14 protein-coding genes are annotated in these 16,457 nt (G+C 71.2%); 7 read left to right on the forward strand and 7 right to left on the reverse strand.

All coding sequences use genetic code 11. From position 1 onward, the window contains the following. Positions 1-268: 268 nt before the first annotated feature. Positions 269-1,255, reverse strand: a complete 987-nt coding sequence (locus tag ACZ6Y1_RS27865; RefSeq protein WP_469635538.1) for an aldo/keto reductase — start codon at positions 1,253-1,255, stop codon at positions 269-271. A gap of 100 nt (positions 1,256-1,355) precedes the next feature. On the opposite strand from ACZ6Y1_RS27865, the gene ACZ6Y1_RS27870 reads away from it, so the two are divergent. After that, positions 1,356-2,405 (forward strand): LLM class F420-dependent oxidoreductase, encoded by a 1,050-nt coding sequence (locus ACZ6Y1_RS27870; RefSeq protein ID WP_469635541.1) that lies wholly within the window; start codon positions 1,356-1,358, stop codon positions 2,403-2,405. 183 nt (positions 2,406-2,588) lie between these two features. Then, positions 2,589-3,377 carry a ferritin-like domain-containing protein gene (locus ACZ6Y1_RS27875; RefSeq protein WP_469635544.1) on the forward strand — a complete coding sequence of 263 codons (789 nt, stop codon included), beginning with the start codon at positions 2,589-2,591 and terminating at the stop codon, positions 3,375-3,377. A 182-nt stretch (positions 3,378-3,559) separates the two neighbouring features. Here ACZ6Y1_RS27875 and ACZ6Y1_RS27880 read toward each other — a convergent pair whose 3' ends face one another. Continuing rightward, entirely contained in the window at positions 3,560-4,552 is a 993-nt protein-coding gene (locus tag ACZ6Y1_RS27880; protein ID WP_469635548.1) for a magnesium and cobalt transport protein CorA, read from the reverse strand. A gap of 222 nt (positions 4,553-4,774) precedes the next feature. Here ACZ6Y1_RS27880 and ACZ6Y1_RS27885 point away from each other — a divergent pair, with 222 nt between their 5' ends. The 4 genes from ACZ6Y1_RS27885 to mshC all read left to right on the forward strand — a co-directional run bounded on the left by ACZ6Y1_RS27885 (position 4,775) and on the right by mshC (position 8,345). Next, positions 4,775-5,485 carry a histidine phosphatase family protein gene (locus ACZ6Y1_RS27885; protein WP_469635551.1) on the forward strand — a complete coding sequence of 237 codons (711 nt, stop codon included), beginning with the start codon at positions 4,775-4,777 and terminating at the stop codon, positions 5,483-5,485. 88 nt (positions 5,486-5,573) lie between these two features. Beyond that, entirely contained in the window at positions 5,574-6,164 is a 591-nt protein-coding gene (locus tag ACZ6Y1_RS27890; RefSeq protein ID WP_469635554.1) for a DUF3090 domain-containing protein, read from the forward strand. Beyond that, the gene (locus ACZ6Y1_RS27895; protein ID WP_469635557.1) at positions 6,128-6,970 is read left to right on the forward strand and encodes an SCO1664 family protein; all 843 of its coding nucleotides are present in this window, start codon (positions 6,128-6,130) and stop codon (positions 6,968-6,970) included. The genes ACZ6Y1_RS27890 and ACZ6Y1_RS27895 overlap by 37 nt, the downstream gene beginning before the upstream one ends. Positions 6,971-7,115: 145 nt before the next feature. Then, positions 7,116-8,345, forward strand: a complete 1,230-nt coding sequence (gene mshC / locus ACZ6Y1_RS27900; protein WP_469635562.1) for a cysteine--1-D-myo-inosityl 2-amino-2-deoxy-alpha-D-glucopyranoside ligase — start codon at positions 7,116-7,118, stop codon at positions 8,343-8,345. A gap of 195 nt (positions 8,346-8,540) precedes the next feature. Here mshC and ACZ6Y1_RS27905 read toward each other — a convergent pair whose 3' ends face one another. The 5 genes from ACZ6Y1_RS27905 to ACZ6Y1_RS27925 form a co-directional block, all read right to left on the reverse strand. After that, positions 8,541-9,527, reverse strand: a complete 987-nt coding sequence (locus ACZ6Y1_RS27905; RefSeq protein ID WP_469635565.1) for a PAC2 family protein — start codon at positions 9,525-9,527, stop codon at positions 8,541-8,543. Positions 9,528-9,655: 128 nt separating this feature from the next. Next, positions 9,656-11,263: a glycerol-3-phosphate dehydrogenase/oxidase gene (locus ACZ6Y1_RS27910; RefSeq protein ID WP_469635568.1), complete on the reverse strand. Its 1,608-nt coding sequence runs from the start codon at positions 11,261-11,263 to the stop codon at positions 9,656-9,658. 41 nt (positions 11,264-11,304) lie between these two features. Beyond that, positions 11,305-12,831: a glycerol kinase GlpK gene (gene glpK, locus ACZ6Y1_RS27915; protein ID WP_469635572.1), complete on the reverse strand. Its 1,527-nt coding sequence runs from the start codon at positions 12,829-12,831 to the stop codon at positions 11,305-11,307. A 77-nt stretch (positions 12,832-12,908) separates the two neighbouring features. Next, positions 12,909-13,691: an MIP/aquaporin family protein gene (locus tag ACZ6Y1_RS27920; protein WP_469635575.1), complete on the reverse strand. Its 783-nt coding sequence runs from the start codon at positions 13,689-13,691 to the stop codon at positions 12,909-12,911. A gap of 336 nt (positions 13,692-14,027) precedes the next feature. Further along, entirely contained in the window at positions 14,028-14,795 is a 768-nt protein-coding gene (locus ACZ6Y1_RS27925; RefSeq protein ID WP_469635580.1) for an IclR family transcriptional regulator, read from the reverse strand. A gap of 265 nt (positions 14,796-15,060) precedes the next feature. On the opposite strand from ACZ6Y1_RS27925, the gene ACZ6Y1_RS27930 reads away from it, so the two are divergent. Beyond that, on the forward strand, positions 15,061-16,457 hold a 1,397-nt coding region (locus ACZ6Y1_RS27930), incomplete at its 3' end, for a homocysteine S-methyltransferase family protein (protein ID WP_469635586.1).

Here is a 16,457-nt window from a genome sequence, read left to right on the forward strand (position 1 = left end):
GGCCCGGCCTCGGCTGCGCCGTCCCCGGCCCCTGCCGCGCCGTCCGCTTCGGCCTCCGGCCCGGCCTCGGCTGCGCCGTCCCCGGCCTCCGCCGCGCCGTCCGCCTCGGCCCCGGCTGCGCCGGCACCGGTCGCCGGCCCGGCAGCAGTGGCTCCGTGGTTCCCGGCTGCCGCGGTCCCCGCCTCGGTGCCCGTTGCGCCGGTGTTCGGCTGACCGGCTGCGGGGTCTTCCGCGTCAGCGGGTCCGGCGGGTCCGTGGCGGTCCGTGCTCACAGGGTGCTCCAGTCAGGATCGGGGTAGCGGTGCACGGGTGCTGAGACATCGTCCAGCGCCCGGCAGATCTCCTCGGGAAGGGTAAGCGTCTCCACCGACAGTGCCTCCGCGAGCTGCGCCGATGTCCGTGCGCCGACGATCGGCGCCACCACCCCCGGCCGGTCGCGGACCCACGCCAGCGCCACCTGCAGCGGGGTCACGGCCAGGCCGTGCGCCGCCGTCGCGACCGCGTCCACGATCCGGCCCGCCGCCTCGTCCAGGTACGGCGCCACGAACCCGGCCAGGGACTCCGACCCGCCCCGGGAATCCGCCGGAACGGCGCCGGAGCGGTACTTCCCCGTCAGGACCCCGCGCCCGAGGGGGGAGGACGGGAGGAGGCCGACCTCCAGGTCCAGCGCCGCCGGGAGCACCTCGCGTTCGACCCCCCGCTGGAGCAGGGAGTACTCCATCTGCGTCGAGGCGAGACGGGTGCGCGCCCCCGGCACCGCCAACTGCCACGTCGCCGCCTTGGCGAGCTGCCAGCCGCTGAAGTTGGAGACCCCCGCGTAGCGGGCCCGGCCGCTGCTCACCGCCAGGTCCACCGCGTGCAGGGTCTCCTCCAGCGGCGTCCCCGGATCGAAGGCGTGGACCTGCCACAGGTCGACGTAATCGGTGCCCAGCCGGTCCAGCGAGGCGTCGAGCGCGGCCAGCAGGTGCCCGCGCGAGCCGTCGAACCGCCGGTACGGATCGGGCACACTGCCCGCCTTCGTCGCGATCACCACGTCCCGGCGCGGGATCAGGCCGCCCACCAGCTGCCCGAGGAGGTACTCCGCCTCCCCGCCGCCGTACACGTCCGCGGTGTCCACGAGCGTGCCGCCCGCGTCCCAGAACGTCTTCATCTGCTCGGCGGCGGCTTCCTCGCCGGTGTCCCGGCCCCAGGTGAGGGTGCCGAGCCCGATCCGGGAAACACGCAGTCCGGTGCGGCCGAGATGCCTCTGCTCCATGAGCGCTGAGACTACTGGGGCGCTGACGAATGGGACTCGGGCGCGCTACAGTCCCCGCACATACACGTTACTGATCGGTAAACCGGTAAGGGGACGACTTATGCGGCTCGGCATCAATCTCGGCTACTGGGGTGCGGGCATGGACGCCGACAACCTCGCCGTCGCCCAGGAGGCCGACCGTCTCGGCTACGACGTCTGCTGGGCCGCCGAGGCCTACGGTTCGGACGCCCCGACCGTCCTGACCTGGGTCGCGGCCCAGACCGAGCGCATCGACGTCGGGTCGGCCATCATGCAGATCCCGGCGCGCCAGCCGGCCATGACCGCCATGACCGCGGCCACCCTCGACTCCCTCACCAAGGGCCGCTTCCGCCTCGGCCTCGGCGTCTCCGGCCCGCAGGTCTCCGAAGGCTGGTACGGCGTCAAGTTCGACAAGCCGCTCGCGCGCACCCGCGAGTACGTCGAGATCGTGCGCAAGGCCATGACCCGCGAGCGCCTGAGCTACGACGGCGAGCACTGGACCCTGCCGCTGCCCGGCGGCCCCGGCAAGCCCATCAAGCTGACCGTGCACCCCGAGCGCGAGCACATCCCGCTCTACATCGCCGCGATCGGCCCGAAGAACCTGGAGCAGACCGGCGAGATCGCCGACGGCGCGCTGCTGATCTTCCCGGCCGCGGAGCACCTGGAGGAGACGGCCCTGCGCCACATCCGCGCCGGGCGCGAGAAGGCCGGACTGACCATGGACGGCTTCGACGTCTGCCCGACCGTGCCGCTGGCCCTCGGCGAGGACGTGAACGCGCTCGCCGACATGTTCCGCCCCTACACCGCCCTCTACGTCGGCGGCATGGGCAGCCGCAAGCAGAACTTCTACAACCAGCTGGCCCAGCGCATGGGCTACGAGAAGGAAGCCGCCGAGATCCAGGACAAGTACCTGGCGGGCGACAAGACCGGGGCCGCCGCGGCCGTCCCGCACTCGCTGATCGACTCGACCACCCTGCTCGGCCCGGTCGAGCGCATCGCGGACGGTATGCGGGCCTACGCGGAGGCCGGGGTCACCACCCTCACGCTCGCCCCGGCCGGCTTCACCCTGGACGAGCGGATCGCCGCCCTGCGCGCCGGCACCGAGGCCCTGGAGCGGGCCGGACTGGCCTGACCCGGGGAGTCTGCGGCCGTGGTGGGGGCTCGGGGGGTCTTCCCCGCCACGGCCGACACAGCCAACAACGCTCCGGGCGCCCCCGGGGTTACGCGCTCCGCGCGACGGCCTCGTTTCGTTCATTCGGACGAGCGGGGCCACCCCTCGGTTGCCCGCCCCGGTGACCGGGGTTTGACTCGATGCATGCTCTCTGCCCGCAGCGTGTTCCAGGAGATCGTCGACAACGACGAGACCTTCCAGCTGTTCTGCTCCATCGCCGCCAGCGGGGAGGCCCAGGGCGGCTGGGAGAACGGCCGCATCGCGGCCCTGGTCCCCGACTCCATGCGCCACCTCGCGCCCAAGATCACCCGGCACGGCGCCGACGAGGACAAGCACGGACGGATCTTCCACGCGCTGCTGCGCAAACGCGGCCTGCAGCCCGTCCCCGTCCCGCCCGAGACCGACTACACGATGCTGCTGGAACGCGCCGGCATCGGCCTCGCCCACGAGAAACTGCGCCGGGACGAGCCCCTGACCGAGCGGGACGTCATCGTCTACCTCGCGCACAGCCGCGTCACCGAACAGCGCGCCGCCGACCAGATGGACATGCTCGTCAAGTACTTCGGCGACCACCCCGAGCTCGGCAAGGCCATCCGCGTCATCAGCCACGACGAGGACAACCACCTCGCCTACTGCCACGAGGAGTTGCTGCGCCTGGCCGGCCGGGGACACGGCCAGACCATCCGGCGGGTGCTGCGCGACAGCGCACTCGTGGAGATCCGCGTCTACCGCGAGGTCAGCCTCGCCGTCATGGCCCACATGGGACGGCTGCTGAACTGGCCCGCCCCCAAGGCGGCCGCCTTCGCCGCCGGCATCCGCGGTGTGTACGCGTACGAGCGGTTCAGCGGCTGGCACCGGGCCGTCAGCCTGCGCATGCCGGAACGGCGCGACGCGCTCGGCGGAGCCCCGGCGCCGGCCCCCGGCTTCGCCTAGCGCCGTGGCCGGAGAGGTCTGCTGCCGGGTCGCGGTGTCCGGTGCGGTGCATCGCAAGGCGGCGGGCCGCGGCTCGTACGGGACGTACTCGCGCGGACCGACAACGCCGCGAGGTGGCGTGCCGGGCGCCGTGACGCGGTGAACCCTTGCCGGTCACCGCACCGGGCCGCCTCTTCCCCGACCTACAGCCAGCCGCGGCGCTTGAACAGCCGGTGCAGGCCCAGACACGCCCCCACCATCACCACCAGCACCACGGGGTAGCCCCAGGTCTGCCTCAGCTCCGGCATGTCGTCGAAATTCATCCCGTAGATCCCCGCCACCATCGTGGGGACCGCCGCCATCGCCGCCCACGCCGAGATCTTGCGCATGTCGTCGTTCTGCCGCACGCCCATCTGCGCCAGATGCGCCGCCAGCGCGTCCGACAGCAGCCGGTCCAGCCCCTCGATGTACTCGTTCGCCTTGGTCAGGTGGTCCGCGACGTCACGGAAGAACGGCTGCGCGTGGTCGTGGACGAACGGCACGTCCCCGAACGCCAGCCGGTCCATCGGCTGGAGCAGCGGGCTCGTCGCCCGGCGGAACTCCAGGACCTGCCGCTTGAAGCCGTAGATCCGGGCGGCGGTGTTCTTGGTGTCCAGGGCGTTCGGCGCGAACACGTCGGCCTCCAGCTCCTCCAGGTCCGCCTGCAGCTCGGCCGCCACCTCGATGTAGTGGTCCACCACCGCGTCCGACACCGCGTACAGCACGGCCGTCGGACCGTGTCGCAGCACCTCCGGCTCGTGCTCCAGCCGGCGGCGCACGGCGGCCAGCGGGGCGCCCTCGCCGTGCCGGACCGTGACCACGAAGGAGTCGCCGATGAACACCATCAGCTCGCCCGCCGTCACCGTGTCGGTGTCCTCGTCGTACAGCACCGGCTTGAGGACGACGAACAGCGAGTCGTCGTACACCTCCAGCTTCGGGCGCTGGTGCGCCGTCAGCGCGTCCTCCACCGCCAGCGAGTGCAGTCCGAACTCCTCGCGGACGTGGTCGAATTCCTTCTCCGTCGGCTCGTGCAGGCCCACCCACAGGAAGGCGTCACCGGCAGCCCGCGCCTCGGCGAGGGCGTCGGAGAAGTCCGCCGGGCCCTCGGCCCGGGCGCCGTTCCGGTAAATTGCGCAGTCCACTATCACTCGGGGCATTCTTCCCTGCCCGCGGCCCGCACGCACCGCGGCGTCACCGCGCAGTGCCCTTCCCCGCGGGGCATGGTGCTGTGACCGGCAAGGTTCACCGGCTCACGGCTCACGGCGCACGGCCCGGCACGCCACCTCGCGGTGTCGGGTGCGGCTCTCCGCCTTGCGATGCACCGCACCGGACACCGCGACCCGGCGAACCCTTCCGGCCACAGCACTAGGCTGTGCTCCATGGCCACGCTGATCCTCGTACGACACGGGCGGTCCACCGCCAACACCGCCGGGCTGCTCGCCGGATGGACCCCGGGGGTCGCCCTCGACGAGCGCGGCGCCGAACAGGCCGCCAAGCTGCCCGGACGCCTGGTCGGCGTGCCCCTCGTCGCCGCCGTCACCAGCCCGCTGCAACGCTGCCGCGAAACCCTCGCGCCGCTCCTGGCCGCCCGGCCCGAGCTGGAACTGCACACCGACGAGCGGATCGGCGAATGCCACTACGGCGACTGGTCGGGCCGCAAACTCTCCGAACTCGCCGACCAGCCCCTGATGAAGATCGTCCAGCAGCACCCCTCGGCGGCCGCCTTCCCCGGCGGGGAGTCCATGCGCGCCATGCAGGCCCGCGCCGTGGAGGCCGTACGGGAGTGGAACGCGCGCATCGAGGAGCAGCACGGCGCCGACGCCGTCTACCTGATGTGCTCGCACGGCGACATCATCAAGTCCCTTGTCGCCGACGCCCTCGGCATGCACCTGGACCTCTTCCAGCGCATCCACGTCGACCCCTGCTCGGTGACCGCGATCCGGTACACGCCGACCCGCCCCTTCGTCTTCAGGCTCGGCGACACCGGGGACTTCGGCTCGCTCGTACCCGGCGACCAGGCCCGGACCGCCGACAAGGACGCCGAGGACGCCGGGAACGCCGTCGTGGGCGGCGGCGCGGGCGCGGCGTGATCGAACGGCGCAGTAGGGTGGACTGGCCATAGCAAAGAGCACAGACACGCGCAGCGCACCCCCTGCCGCCGAGACTTGGAGACTGGACGTGCCCCGTCAGGTGTTCCTCTACGACCCGCCGGACCGCTTCGTGGCCGGCACGGTCGGTCTGCCGGGACGCCGTACGTTCTTCCTGCAGGCCTCCGCCGGCCCCCGCGTCACCAGCGTCTCCCTGGAGAAGACCCAGGTCGCGGCGCTCGCCGAGCGGATGGACGAGCTGCTGGACGAGGTCGTACGGCGCACCGGGGGCAATGCCCCGGTCCCGGCCGTCGCCCCCGCCGAGGCCGCCGACACGGCGCCCCTGGACGTCCCCGTCGAGGAGGAGTTCCGCGTCGGCACCATGGCCCTGGCCTGGGACGGCGAGGAACAGCGGATGATCGTCGAGGCCCAGGCCCTCGTCGAACTCGACGCGGACTCCGACGAGGACCTCGCCGAGGCCGAGGAGCGTCTGCTCCAGGACGAGGAGAACGGCCCGCCCATGCTGCGGGTCCGCCTCAGCGGGGCCCAGGCCCGGGCCTTCGCCAAGCGGGCCCTGGACGTGGTCAACGCCGGCCGACCGCCGTGCCCCCTCTGCAGCCTGCCCCTCGACCCGGAGGGTCACGTGTGCCCGCGCCAGAACGGCTACCGGCGCCAGGCGTGAACGCGACGGGGGAGCTGGAGGAACTGCTCGCCAACGGCGAGCTGAGCGTCGTCGGCAGGATCCGGGAGGCGTCCAACGCCGTCCTGCTGTGCACCGTCACGTACGAGGGCGATAGCACCCAGTGCGTGTACAAGCCGGTCAAGGGCGAGCGGCCCCTGTGGGACTTCCCCGACGGCAGCCTCGCCCAGCGCGAGGTCGCCGCCTACCTGGTCTCCGAGGCCACCGGCTGGGGACTGGTGCCCACCACCGTGCTGCGCGACGGCCCCTACGGCGAGGGCATGGTCCAGCACTGGATCGAGACGGCGCGGGAGGACGACCCGGCAGCGGGCCTCCTCGCCCTCGTCGACGGCGAGGAGGCGGGGGAGGGCTGGAAGGCCGTCGCCCTCGCCGACGTGGGCGAGGGCCGCACCGCCCTGCTCGTCCACGCCGACGACCCCAGGCTGCGCCGGCTCTCCGTACTGGACGCCGTGATCAACAACGGCGACCGCAAGGGCGGCCACCTGCTGCCCGCACCCGACGGACGCCTCTACGGCATCGACCACGGCGTGAGCTTCCACACCGAGGACAAACTGCGCACCCTGCTGTGGGGCTGGGCGGGGGAGCCGCTGACCGACGAGGCCCGCGAGGTCCTCGCCGCGCTCACCGCCCGGCTCGCCGAGGGAGAGCCCCTCGCCACCCGGCTGGCCGAACTGATCACACCCGTCGAGCTGGCCGCCGTACGGGAACGGGTGGCCCGGCTGCTGCGCACCGGGATCCACCCGCAGCCCTCCGGACAGTGGCCCTCGATCCCGTGGCCACCGGTCTGAGCCACTGGTCTGGGCCCCTGGTCCGAGCCGGTACGAACCGGCCAGTACGACACGCACAGATCCGGCCAGACCGCAAGAGTGCCGATCAAGACAACAGTGCAGGTCCAGTTCGTATAAGGAACACCCGTCCGGTTAGGCTCGACGCATGCATGCCTGGCCCGCTTCTGAGGTCCCCGCCCTGCCCGGCAAGGGCCGCGACCTCCAGATCCACGACACCGCGACCCAGGGGACGATCACCCTCGACCCCGGTCCCGTCGCCCGTATCTACGTCTGCGGCATCACCCCGTACGACGCGACCCACATCGGTCACGCGGCGACCTACAACGCGTTCGACCTCGTACAGCGCGTGTGGCTCGACACCAAGCGGCAGGTCCACTACGTCCAGAACGTCACGGACGTGGACGACCCGCTCCTGGAGCGGGCGCTGCGCGACGGCCACGACTGGACCGAGCTCGCCGAACGCGAGACGGCCCTCTTCCGCGAGGACATGACCGCCCTGCGGATGCTGCCCCCGCAGCACTACATCGGCGCAGTCGAGGCCATACCGGGCATCGTGCCGCTCGTGGAGCGGCTGCGGGACGCGGGCGCGGCGTACGAGCTGGACGGCGACGTCTACTTCTCGGTGGAGTCCGACGCGAACTTCGGAAAGGTCTCCAACCTCGACGCCGAGGCCATGCGCCTGCTCTCCGCCGAGCGCGGCGGCGACCCCGACCGCCAGGGGAAGAAGAACCCGCTCGACCCGATGCTGTGGATGGCCGCCCGACCGGGCGAGCCGAGCTGGGACGGCGGCTCGCTGGGCCGCGGCCGGCCCGGCTGGCACATCGAATGCGTCGCCATCGCCCTGGACCACCTGGGCATGGGCTTCGACATCCAGGGCGGCGGCTCCGACCTGGCGTTCCCGCACCACGAGATGGGCGCCTCGCACGCGCAGGTCCTGACGGGCGAGTTCCCGATGGCCAAGGCGTACGTGCACGCGGGCATGGTCGCCCTGCACGGCGAGAAGATGTCGAAGTCGAAGGGCAACCTGGTCTTCGTCTCCGCGCTGCGGCGGGCCGGGGTCGACCCGGCGGCGATCCGCCTGGCGCTCCTGTCCCACCACTACCGGGCCGACTGGGAGTGGACGGACGAGGTCCTCGCCGAGGCGGTCGCCCGCCTGGAGCGGTGGCGCGCGGCGGTCTCCCGCCCGGACGGCATCCCCGCGGACGCCCTCGTGGAGGAGGTCCGCGAGGCCCTCGCCGACGACCTGGACGCCCCGGCGGCGCTGGCGGCGGTGGACCGCTGGGTGGACGCCCAGAACGCCTCCGACGGCGACGACGAGTCGGCCCCCGGCCTGGTCTCCCGCACGGTGGACGCGTTGCTGGGCGTAGCCCTTTAGCCCCGGGCGGGTACGGGGGGCCGCTGCGCGGAGCGGTCCCCTACCCGCCCTTCCACCGGTCCCGCCTCGAACGCCGGCGGGGCTGGATATTCCAGCCCCGCCGGCGTTCGAGGCGCGGGGTCCGGGGCGGAGCCCCGGGAAACGGAGAAAGGGCGGGGCGGGGACCGCTCCGCGCAGCGGCGTCCACGCCCCCCGCTACGCCTCGGGAGTGTCCTCGCCCGGCTCCTCCGGCGGAGCCGGGGGTTCCTCGGACGGGGAGTCCGGCTTCCGCTTCGGCGGACGCGTCAGCCCGCTGGAGGTGTCCCGCAGGTACGACCCGTCACCCGGCTCGGCGGAAGCCGAAGGGTCACGACGGCGCAGGTACCGCTCGAACTCCCGCGCGATCGCGTCCCCCGACGCCTCCGGCAGATCGGCCGTGTCCCGCGCCTCCTCCAGCGTCTGGACGTACTCCGCCACCTCGCTGTCCTCCGCCGCGAGTTGGTCCACGCCCAGCTGCCACGCCCGCGCGTCCTCGGGGAGTTCACCCAGCGGGATCCGGATGTCGATCAGATCCTCCAGCCGGTTCAGCAGAGCCAGCGTCGCCTTCGGGTTCGGCGGCTGCGACACGTAGTGCGGCACCGCCGCCCACAGCGACACCGCCGGCACCCCGGCATGCGTGCAGGCCTCCTGCAGCACGCCCACGATCCCCGTCGGACCCTCGTACTTGGTCTCCTCCAGGTCCATCGTCCGCGCCAGGTCCGCGTCCGAGGTGACCCCGCTCACCGGCACCGGCCGGGTGTGCGGGGTGTCCCCGAGCAGCGCGCCCAGGACGACGACCATCTCCACGCCCAGCTCGTGCGCGAAGCCCAGCAGCTCGTTGCAGAACGACCGCCACCGCATGGACGGTTCGATGCCGCGCACCAGCACCAGGTCGCGCGGCTTCGCCCCGCCGATCCGCACCACCGACAGCCGGGTCGTCGGCCATGTGATCTTCCGTACCCCGTTGTCCAGCCACACCGTCGGCCGGTTGACCTGGAAGTCGTAGTAGTCCTCGGCGTCGAGCGCCGCGAACACCTCGCCCTTCCACTCCCGGTCCAGGTGCGCGACCGCACCGGAGGCCGCGTCACCCGCGTCGTTCCAGCCCTCGAACGCGGCCACCATGACCGGGTCGATCAGCTCGGGCACGCCCTCAAGCTCGATCACCCAGGTCTCCTTCCGAAGTTCCCTTGTGTACGTGGGTCAGCCTAAGCCTTGAGACGACACCGGCCACAGCCCACGACAGAGGGGCGGTTCCCCTCTGGAACCGCCCCTCTTCCCCACCTGCGGGAGACCTATGCCTTGCGGCCCAGCATCTCCTCGACCCGGGCCCGCACGGCCTCGTCGTCCAGACCCCGGATCGTCACCGTCGTACGCCGGCGCAGCACGTCGTCGACCGTCTCGGCCCACTCGTGGTCACGGGCGTACGCGACCTGCGCCCAGATCTCCGGACCGTCCGGGTGGATGCGCTCGGCCAGCGCCGGGTCCTCGTTCGCGATCCGCGCGATGTCGAAGGCGAGCGAACCGTAGTGCGAGGCCAGGTGGCGCGCGGTCAGCGGGTCCATGCGGGCACCGGGCTCGCGGTCCACGAGCAGCCGGTGCGCGACCGCGTTCGGGTTCGCGACACCGGGCAGCGGCACGCGGCGCACGAGCGACTTGACCGGTTCCATGTCGTCGGTGAGCGGGCTGCCCGGGAGCTTGGCCAGCTTGTCCATGACCACGCGGCCGATGTGCCGGTACGTCGTCCACTTGCCGCCCGCCACCGACAGCATGCCGCCCGCGCCCTCCGAGACGACCGTCTCGCGCTTGGCCTTCTCGACCCCGCCGGGGCCGCCGGGCAGCACGCGCAGGCCCGCGAAGGCGTAGGTCATCAGGGAGCGGTCCAGGTCGGCGTCCTTCACCGAGAAGGCCGCCTCGTCCAGGATCTGCTGGATGTCGGCCTCGGTGGCGCGCACGTCGGCCGGGTCACCCTCGTACACCTCGTCGGTGGTGCCGAGCAGGAGCTGGTCCTCCCACGGCAGGGCGAAGGTGATGCGGTACTTGTCGATCGGGGTGGCCATGGCGGCCTTCCACGGCGACTTGCGCTTCATGACGATGTGCGCGCCCTTGGAGAGGCGGATCGACGGCAGCGCGTGCTTGTCTTCCATGCGCCGCAGGTGGTCCACCCACGGGCCGGTGGCGTTGAGCACGACGCGGGCGTCGACCCCGAACTCGGTGCCGTCCAGGCGGTCCTTGAGCTCGGCGCCGGTGACCCGGCCGCGCGTCATGCGCAGCCCGGTGACCTCGGCGTGGTTCAGCACGACCGCGCCGGACTCGACGGCCGCGCGGACCGTCATGACGGCGACGCGCGAGTCGTTCATCTGGTGGTCGTAGTAGACGGCCACGGCCTTGAGGTTGTCGGTCTTCAGGCCGGGGTTGTCGGCGACGGCACGGGCCGGGGATATGACCTTGCCCATGCCGTCGCCGAAGGCCGAGAGGGCGGAGTAGGCGAAGACGCCCGCGCCCAGCTTGGCCGCACCCACCGGACCGCCCTTGTAGACCGGCAGGTAGAACGTGAGCGGGTTGACCAGGTGCGGGGCCACGTCCTTGGCCAGCACCCGCCGCTCGTGGTGGTTCTCGGCCACCAGCTTGACCGCGCCGGTCTGCAGGTAGCGCAGACCGCCGTGGACGAGCTTGGAGGAGGCGGAGGAGGTGGCGCCGGCGAAATCGCCGGCGTCCACCATGGCGACCCGCAGACCCGACTGCGCGGCGTGCCAGGCCACCGAGGTGCCCAGGATGCCACCGCCGATGACCAGGAGGTCGTACGTGGCCTTCGCCAACTGCTCGCGGGTCTCGGCCCGGCTCGCGTTCGAACCGGCGGTCGGGTGCGTGCCCAGTGCGGTCACGCTCTGCAGGCTGCTCATATCTCTCTTAGCTCCTCGTCGATAGCGTCGGCTGAGTGAGGTCAGCTGGCGTCTTCGTCGTCGACCCAGCCCATGGACCGCTCGACGGCCTTGAGCCAGCTCTTGTACTCGCGCTCCCGCTGCTCGGCGGGCATCCGCGGGGTCCACTCGGCCGCGCGGCGCCAGTTGGCGCGCAGGGCGTCGGTGTCGGGCCAGAAGCCGACGGCCAGGCCGGCGGCGTAGGCGGCGCCGAGGCAGGTGGTCTCGGCGACCATCGGGCGCACCACGGGGGCGTCCAGGAAGTCCGAGAGCGTCTGCATCAGCAGGTTGTTGGAGGTCATGCCGCCGTCGACCTTGAGGGCCGTGAGCTCGACGCCCGAGTCCTTGGTCATGGCGTCGGTGATCTCGCGGGTCTGCCAGGCGGTGGCCTCCAGGACGGCACGGGCGATGTGCGCCTTGGTGACGTACCGGGTGAGGCCGGCGATCACACCGCGGGCGTCGGAGCGCCAGTACGGGGCGAACAGGCCGGAGAAGGCCGGGACGAAGTAGGCGCCGCCGTTGTCCTCGACGGAGGAGGCCAGGGTCTCGATCTCGGCCGCGGACTTGATCAGGCCCATCTGGTCGCGCATCCACTGGACGAGCGAGCCGGTGACGGCGATGGAGCCCTCCAGCGCGTAGACCGGCTTCTGGTCGCCGATCTGGTAGCCGACCGTGGTCAGCAGGCCGCTGTAGGAGTTGATGATCTTGTCGCCGGTGTTCATCAGCATGAACGTTCCGGTGCCGTAGGTGGACTTGGCCTCGCCCTCGGCGAAACACGTCTGGCCGAACAGGGCGGCCTGCTGGTCACCGAGCGCCGAGGCGACCGGGACACCGGCGAGGACGCCGTCCTTGACGTGGCCGTAGACCTCGGCGGAGGACTTGATCTCCGGCAGGACGTTCATCGGCACGCCCATGGACTCGGCGATCTTCTCGTCCCAGGCCAGGGTGTGCAGGTTCATCAGCATGGTGCGCGAGGCGTTGGTCACGTCGGTGACGTGGTGACCGCCCTGGGCACCGCCGGTCAGGTTCCAGATGACCCAGGAGTCCATGGTGCCGAAGAGGATGTCGCCGGCCTCGGCGCGCTCGCGCAGGCCCTCGACGTTGTCGAGCAGCCAGCGGACCTTCGGGCCGGCGAAGTAGCTCGCCAGGGGAAGGCCGGTCTCGCGGCGGAAGCGGTCCTGGCCGACGTTGCGGCCGAGCTCCTTGCACAGGGCGTCGGTGCGGGTGTCCTGCCAGACCAGCGCGTTGTGGACCGGCTCGCCGGTGTTCTTGTCCCACAGGACGGTGGTCTCGCGCTGGTTGGTGATGCCGACGGCCTTGACGTCGGCGGCGGTGATCTCCGCCTTCGCGATGGCCCCGGCGACGACCTCCTGGACGTTGGTCCAGATCTCGGTGGCGTCGTGCTCGACCCAGCCCGGCTTCGGGAAGATCTGCTCGTGCTCCTTCTGGTCGACGGCGACGATGCGGCCGTCGCGGTCGAAGACGATGCAGCGGGAGGAGGTGGTGCCCTGGTCGATCGCGGCGATGAAGGGGCCGGTGCTGCTGGTCATGTGGCTGCTCCTGGCAGGTCTGTGAGTAGGCGGAATCAGGATGCGGTGCGGATCTTACGAACGCGGGCCGATGCTGATCAGGCGAACGCGATGTTGTACAGACCGCCGGCGAGTGCGGCACCGACGAGCGGGCCGACGACCGGGATCCAGGAGTACCCCCAGTCCGAGCCGCCCTTGTTGGGCAGCGGGAGCAGGGCGTGGACTATGCGGGGACCGAGGTCGCGGACCGGGTTGATCGCGTAACCGGTCGGACCGCCCAGCGAGAGGCCGATGCCGACGACCACGAACGACGTGATCAGGACACCGATGACGCCGAGGCCCTTGCCGCCGTCCTGCAGACCCTGGGTCAGGATCGCGATGACCAGGACGAAGGTGCCGATGATCTCCGTGGCGAGGTTCTGGACCACGTTGCGGATCTCGGGGCCGGTCGAAAAGATGCCGAGCACGGGGCCGGCCTTGTCGTGCGGGTGCGGGTCCTCGGGACCGAGGCGCGCGTCCTTGATGTTCTCCGGGTCCGCCAGGTGTGCGGCGAACTGGCCGTAGTACGCGACCCACATCACGACCGCGCCCAGCATGGCGCCGAGCAGCTGGCCGGCGAAGTAGACGGGGACGTCGCCCCACTCGCCGGTCTTGACGGCGATGCCGACGGTGACCGCCGGGTTGAGGTGCGCGCCGGAGAGCGGTGCGGAGACGTAGGCGGCGATCAGGACCGCGAAGCCCCAGCCGAAGGTGATCGCGAGCCAGCCCGCGCCGCGGGCCTTGGAGCTCTTGAGCGTGAGAGCGGCGCAGACGCCACCGCCGAGCAGAGTGAGCAGGGCGGTACCGATGGTCTCGCCGATGAAGATGTCGGAGCTGGACACCCGCGACTCCTTTGTCTTACGTCCAGGGGTGGGCGGACACCGGCGTACCTCCGGTGGATCCGCGCACTCGGTGAGTGCTGCACCGGTCCTTGGCCTTGTCGCATCCTAACGCGTATTGCCGGTAGGTGTTCGACATTGCCGACCGATGAACGGCAGTTTTCCGCCTGTGTGAAGAACCCGTCAAGGCCTGGCCAGGTCAAAGAATCGGATCGTTACCACTAGGTACGATCGCCCAAATCAAGCCAATCCATGATCAGGAAATGGCAAAACCCACCCATATGCAGCTCGGAGCCGCACAGAGTGGGTCTTGTAGGGGGTGAACGCGTCAGGTCAAGCTCAGAACCGGCCCGCTCCCAGGTCGCGTGAAACCGACCGCGCGCAGTCCCGCACGGACGCCACGAGGGCGGCCCTCGGCTCCCCGGACTCCCCGCACACCCGCTCCACGGCCCCCGCCACCGCGACCGCGCCCACCGGCATCCTGCGCCGGTCGTGGATGGGCGCCGCGACCGAGGCGATGCCCTCCCAGGTCTCCTCCACGTCGCAGGCCCAGCCGCGGGCCCGCGTCAGCCCGAGGATCTCCTCGAACCCGACCGTGTCCGTGACCGTACGGGGGGTGAACGCCTCCCGCTCCCCCTCCAGGGCCTCCGTGTGCGCCACCGGGTCGTAGGCGGACAGCACCTTGCCCAGGGCCGTGGAGTGCAGCGGCTGCATGGCCCCCACCTCCAGCACCTGGCGGCTGTCGTCGGGCCGGAACACGTGGTGCATGATCAGCACCCCGCTCTTGTGCAGTACCCCCACGTACACGCTCTCACCGCTGGCGCGGGCCAGATCGTCCGTCCACACCAGGGCGCGGGCGCGCAGCTCGTGCACGTCCAGATAGCTGTTGCCCAGGCGCAGCAGCTCGGCGCCCAGCTGATAGCGGCCCGAGGCCGGGTCCTGCTCGACGAAACCCTCCGCCTGCAGGGTGCGCAGAATGCCGTGCGCCGTGCCCTTGGCCAGGCCCAGGGCGGACGCCACGTCCGACAGTCCCAGCCGGCGCTCCCCGCCCGCCAGAAGTCGCAGCATCGCAGCGGCTCGTTCGAGCGACTGGATGTTCCGTGCCATCGCGCAGCCTCCTGCTGACGTAGTTCGACAATGCTGAACACTATCGGTCGATGTCGACCTTTCGCATGGTGACGCCCGTCCCGCCGGAAGTCGGGGCCTCCCACACCGCCCCGGCACACCCCGTCGGACCTCCCGCGCACAGGATGCAGTCCGCCCAATGGGACGACCGCACCGGGTCAGGTCCACGCGGTTACTCTGGCCGAGTGCACCCTTGACAAAGAGGGGGTGCAAAGCCGACAGCCGTCGCATCCCAGGGAGCACCACCATGGCCTCGTTGCCGAACCCGCCCGCAGACACACTGACCCGGGTCGACGCCCTCCGAGAGGCGCTCGCCACCCGCGTGGTCGTCGCCGACGGCGCCATGGGAACGATGCTCCAGGCCCAGGACCCCTCGATGGACGACTTCCAGCAGCTCGAAGGCTGCAACGAGGTCCTCAACATCACCCGGCCCGACATCGTGCGCACGGTCCACGAAGCGTACTTCGAGGTCGGCGTGGACTGCGTCGAAACGAATACTTTCGGTGCGAACCACGCCGCACTCGCCGAGTACGACATCGCCGAACGCAACTTCGAGCTGTCCGAGGCCGGCGCCCGCATCGCACGCGAGGTGGCCGACGAGTTCACCGCCTCGACGGGCCTGCAGCGCTGGGTGCTCGGATCCATGGGCCCGGGAACCAAGCTGCCCACGCTCGGCCACATCACCTACGACCAGATCCGCGACGCCTACCAGCAGAACGCCGAGGGCCTGCTGTCCGGCGGCTCCGACGCCCTGATCGTGGAGACCACCCAGGACCTCCTGCAGACGAAGTCGGCCATCATCGGCGCCCACCGCGCCATGGACCGGCTGGGCGTCACCGTCCCGCTGATCTGCTCGGTGACGGTGGAGACGACGGGCACCATGCTGCTGGGCTCGGAGATCGGCGCGGCGCTGACCGCCCTGGAGCCCCTCGGCATCGACATGATCGGTCTGAACTGCGCCACCGGCCCCGCGGAGATGAGCGAGCACCTGCGCTACCTCGCCCGCAACTCCCGTGTGCCGATCTCCTGCATGCCCAACGCCGGCCTGCCCGTGCTGACGAAGGACGGCGCGCACTACCCGCTGTCCGCCTCCGAGCTGGCCGACGCCGAGGAAACGTTTGTCCGCGAGTACGGGCTCTCGCTCGTCGGCGGCTGCTGCGGTACGACCCCCGAGCACCTGCGCCGGGTCGTGGAGCGGGTCCGCGGCATGGTCCCGAGCACGCGTGACCCGCAGCCGGAGCCGGGTGCGGCGTCGCTGTACCAGACGGTGCCGTTCCGGCAGGACACCTCGTACATGGCGATCGGTGAGCGCACGAACGCCAACGGGTCGAAGAAGTTCCGCGAGGCGATGCTGGAGGCGCGCTGGGACGACTGTGTGGAGATGGCGCGCGATCAGATCCGTGAGGGCGCGCACATGCTCGACCTGTGCGTGGACTACGTGGGCCGTGACGGTGTCGCGGACATGGCAGAACTCGCCGGCCGTTTCGCGACCGCGTCCACCCTCCCCATCGTCCTGGACTCGACCGAGGTCCCGGTGATCCAGGCGGGACTGGAGAAGCTGGGTGGTCGTGCGGTCATCAACTCGGTGAACTACGAGGACGGTGACGGCCCGGAGTCGCGTTTCGCGAAGGTGACGCGGCTGGC

The sequence above is a fragment of the Streptomyces sp. NPDC053432 genome, assembly GCF_055585365.1.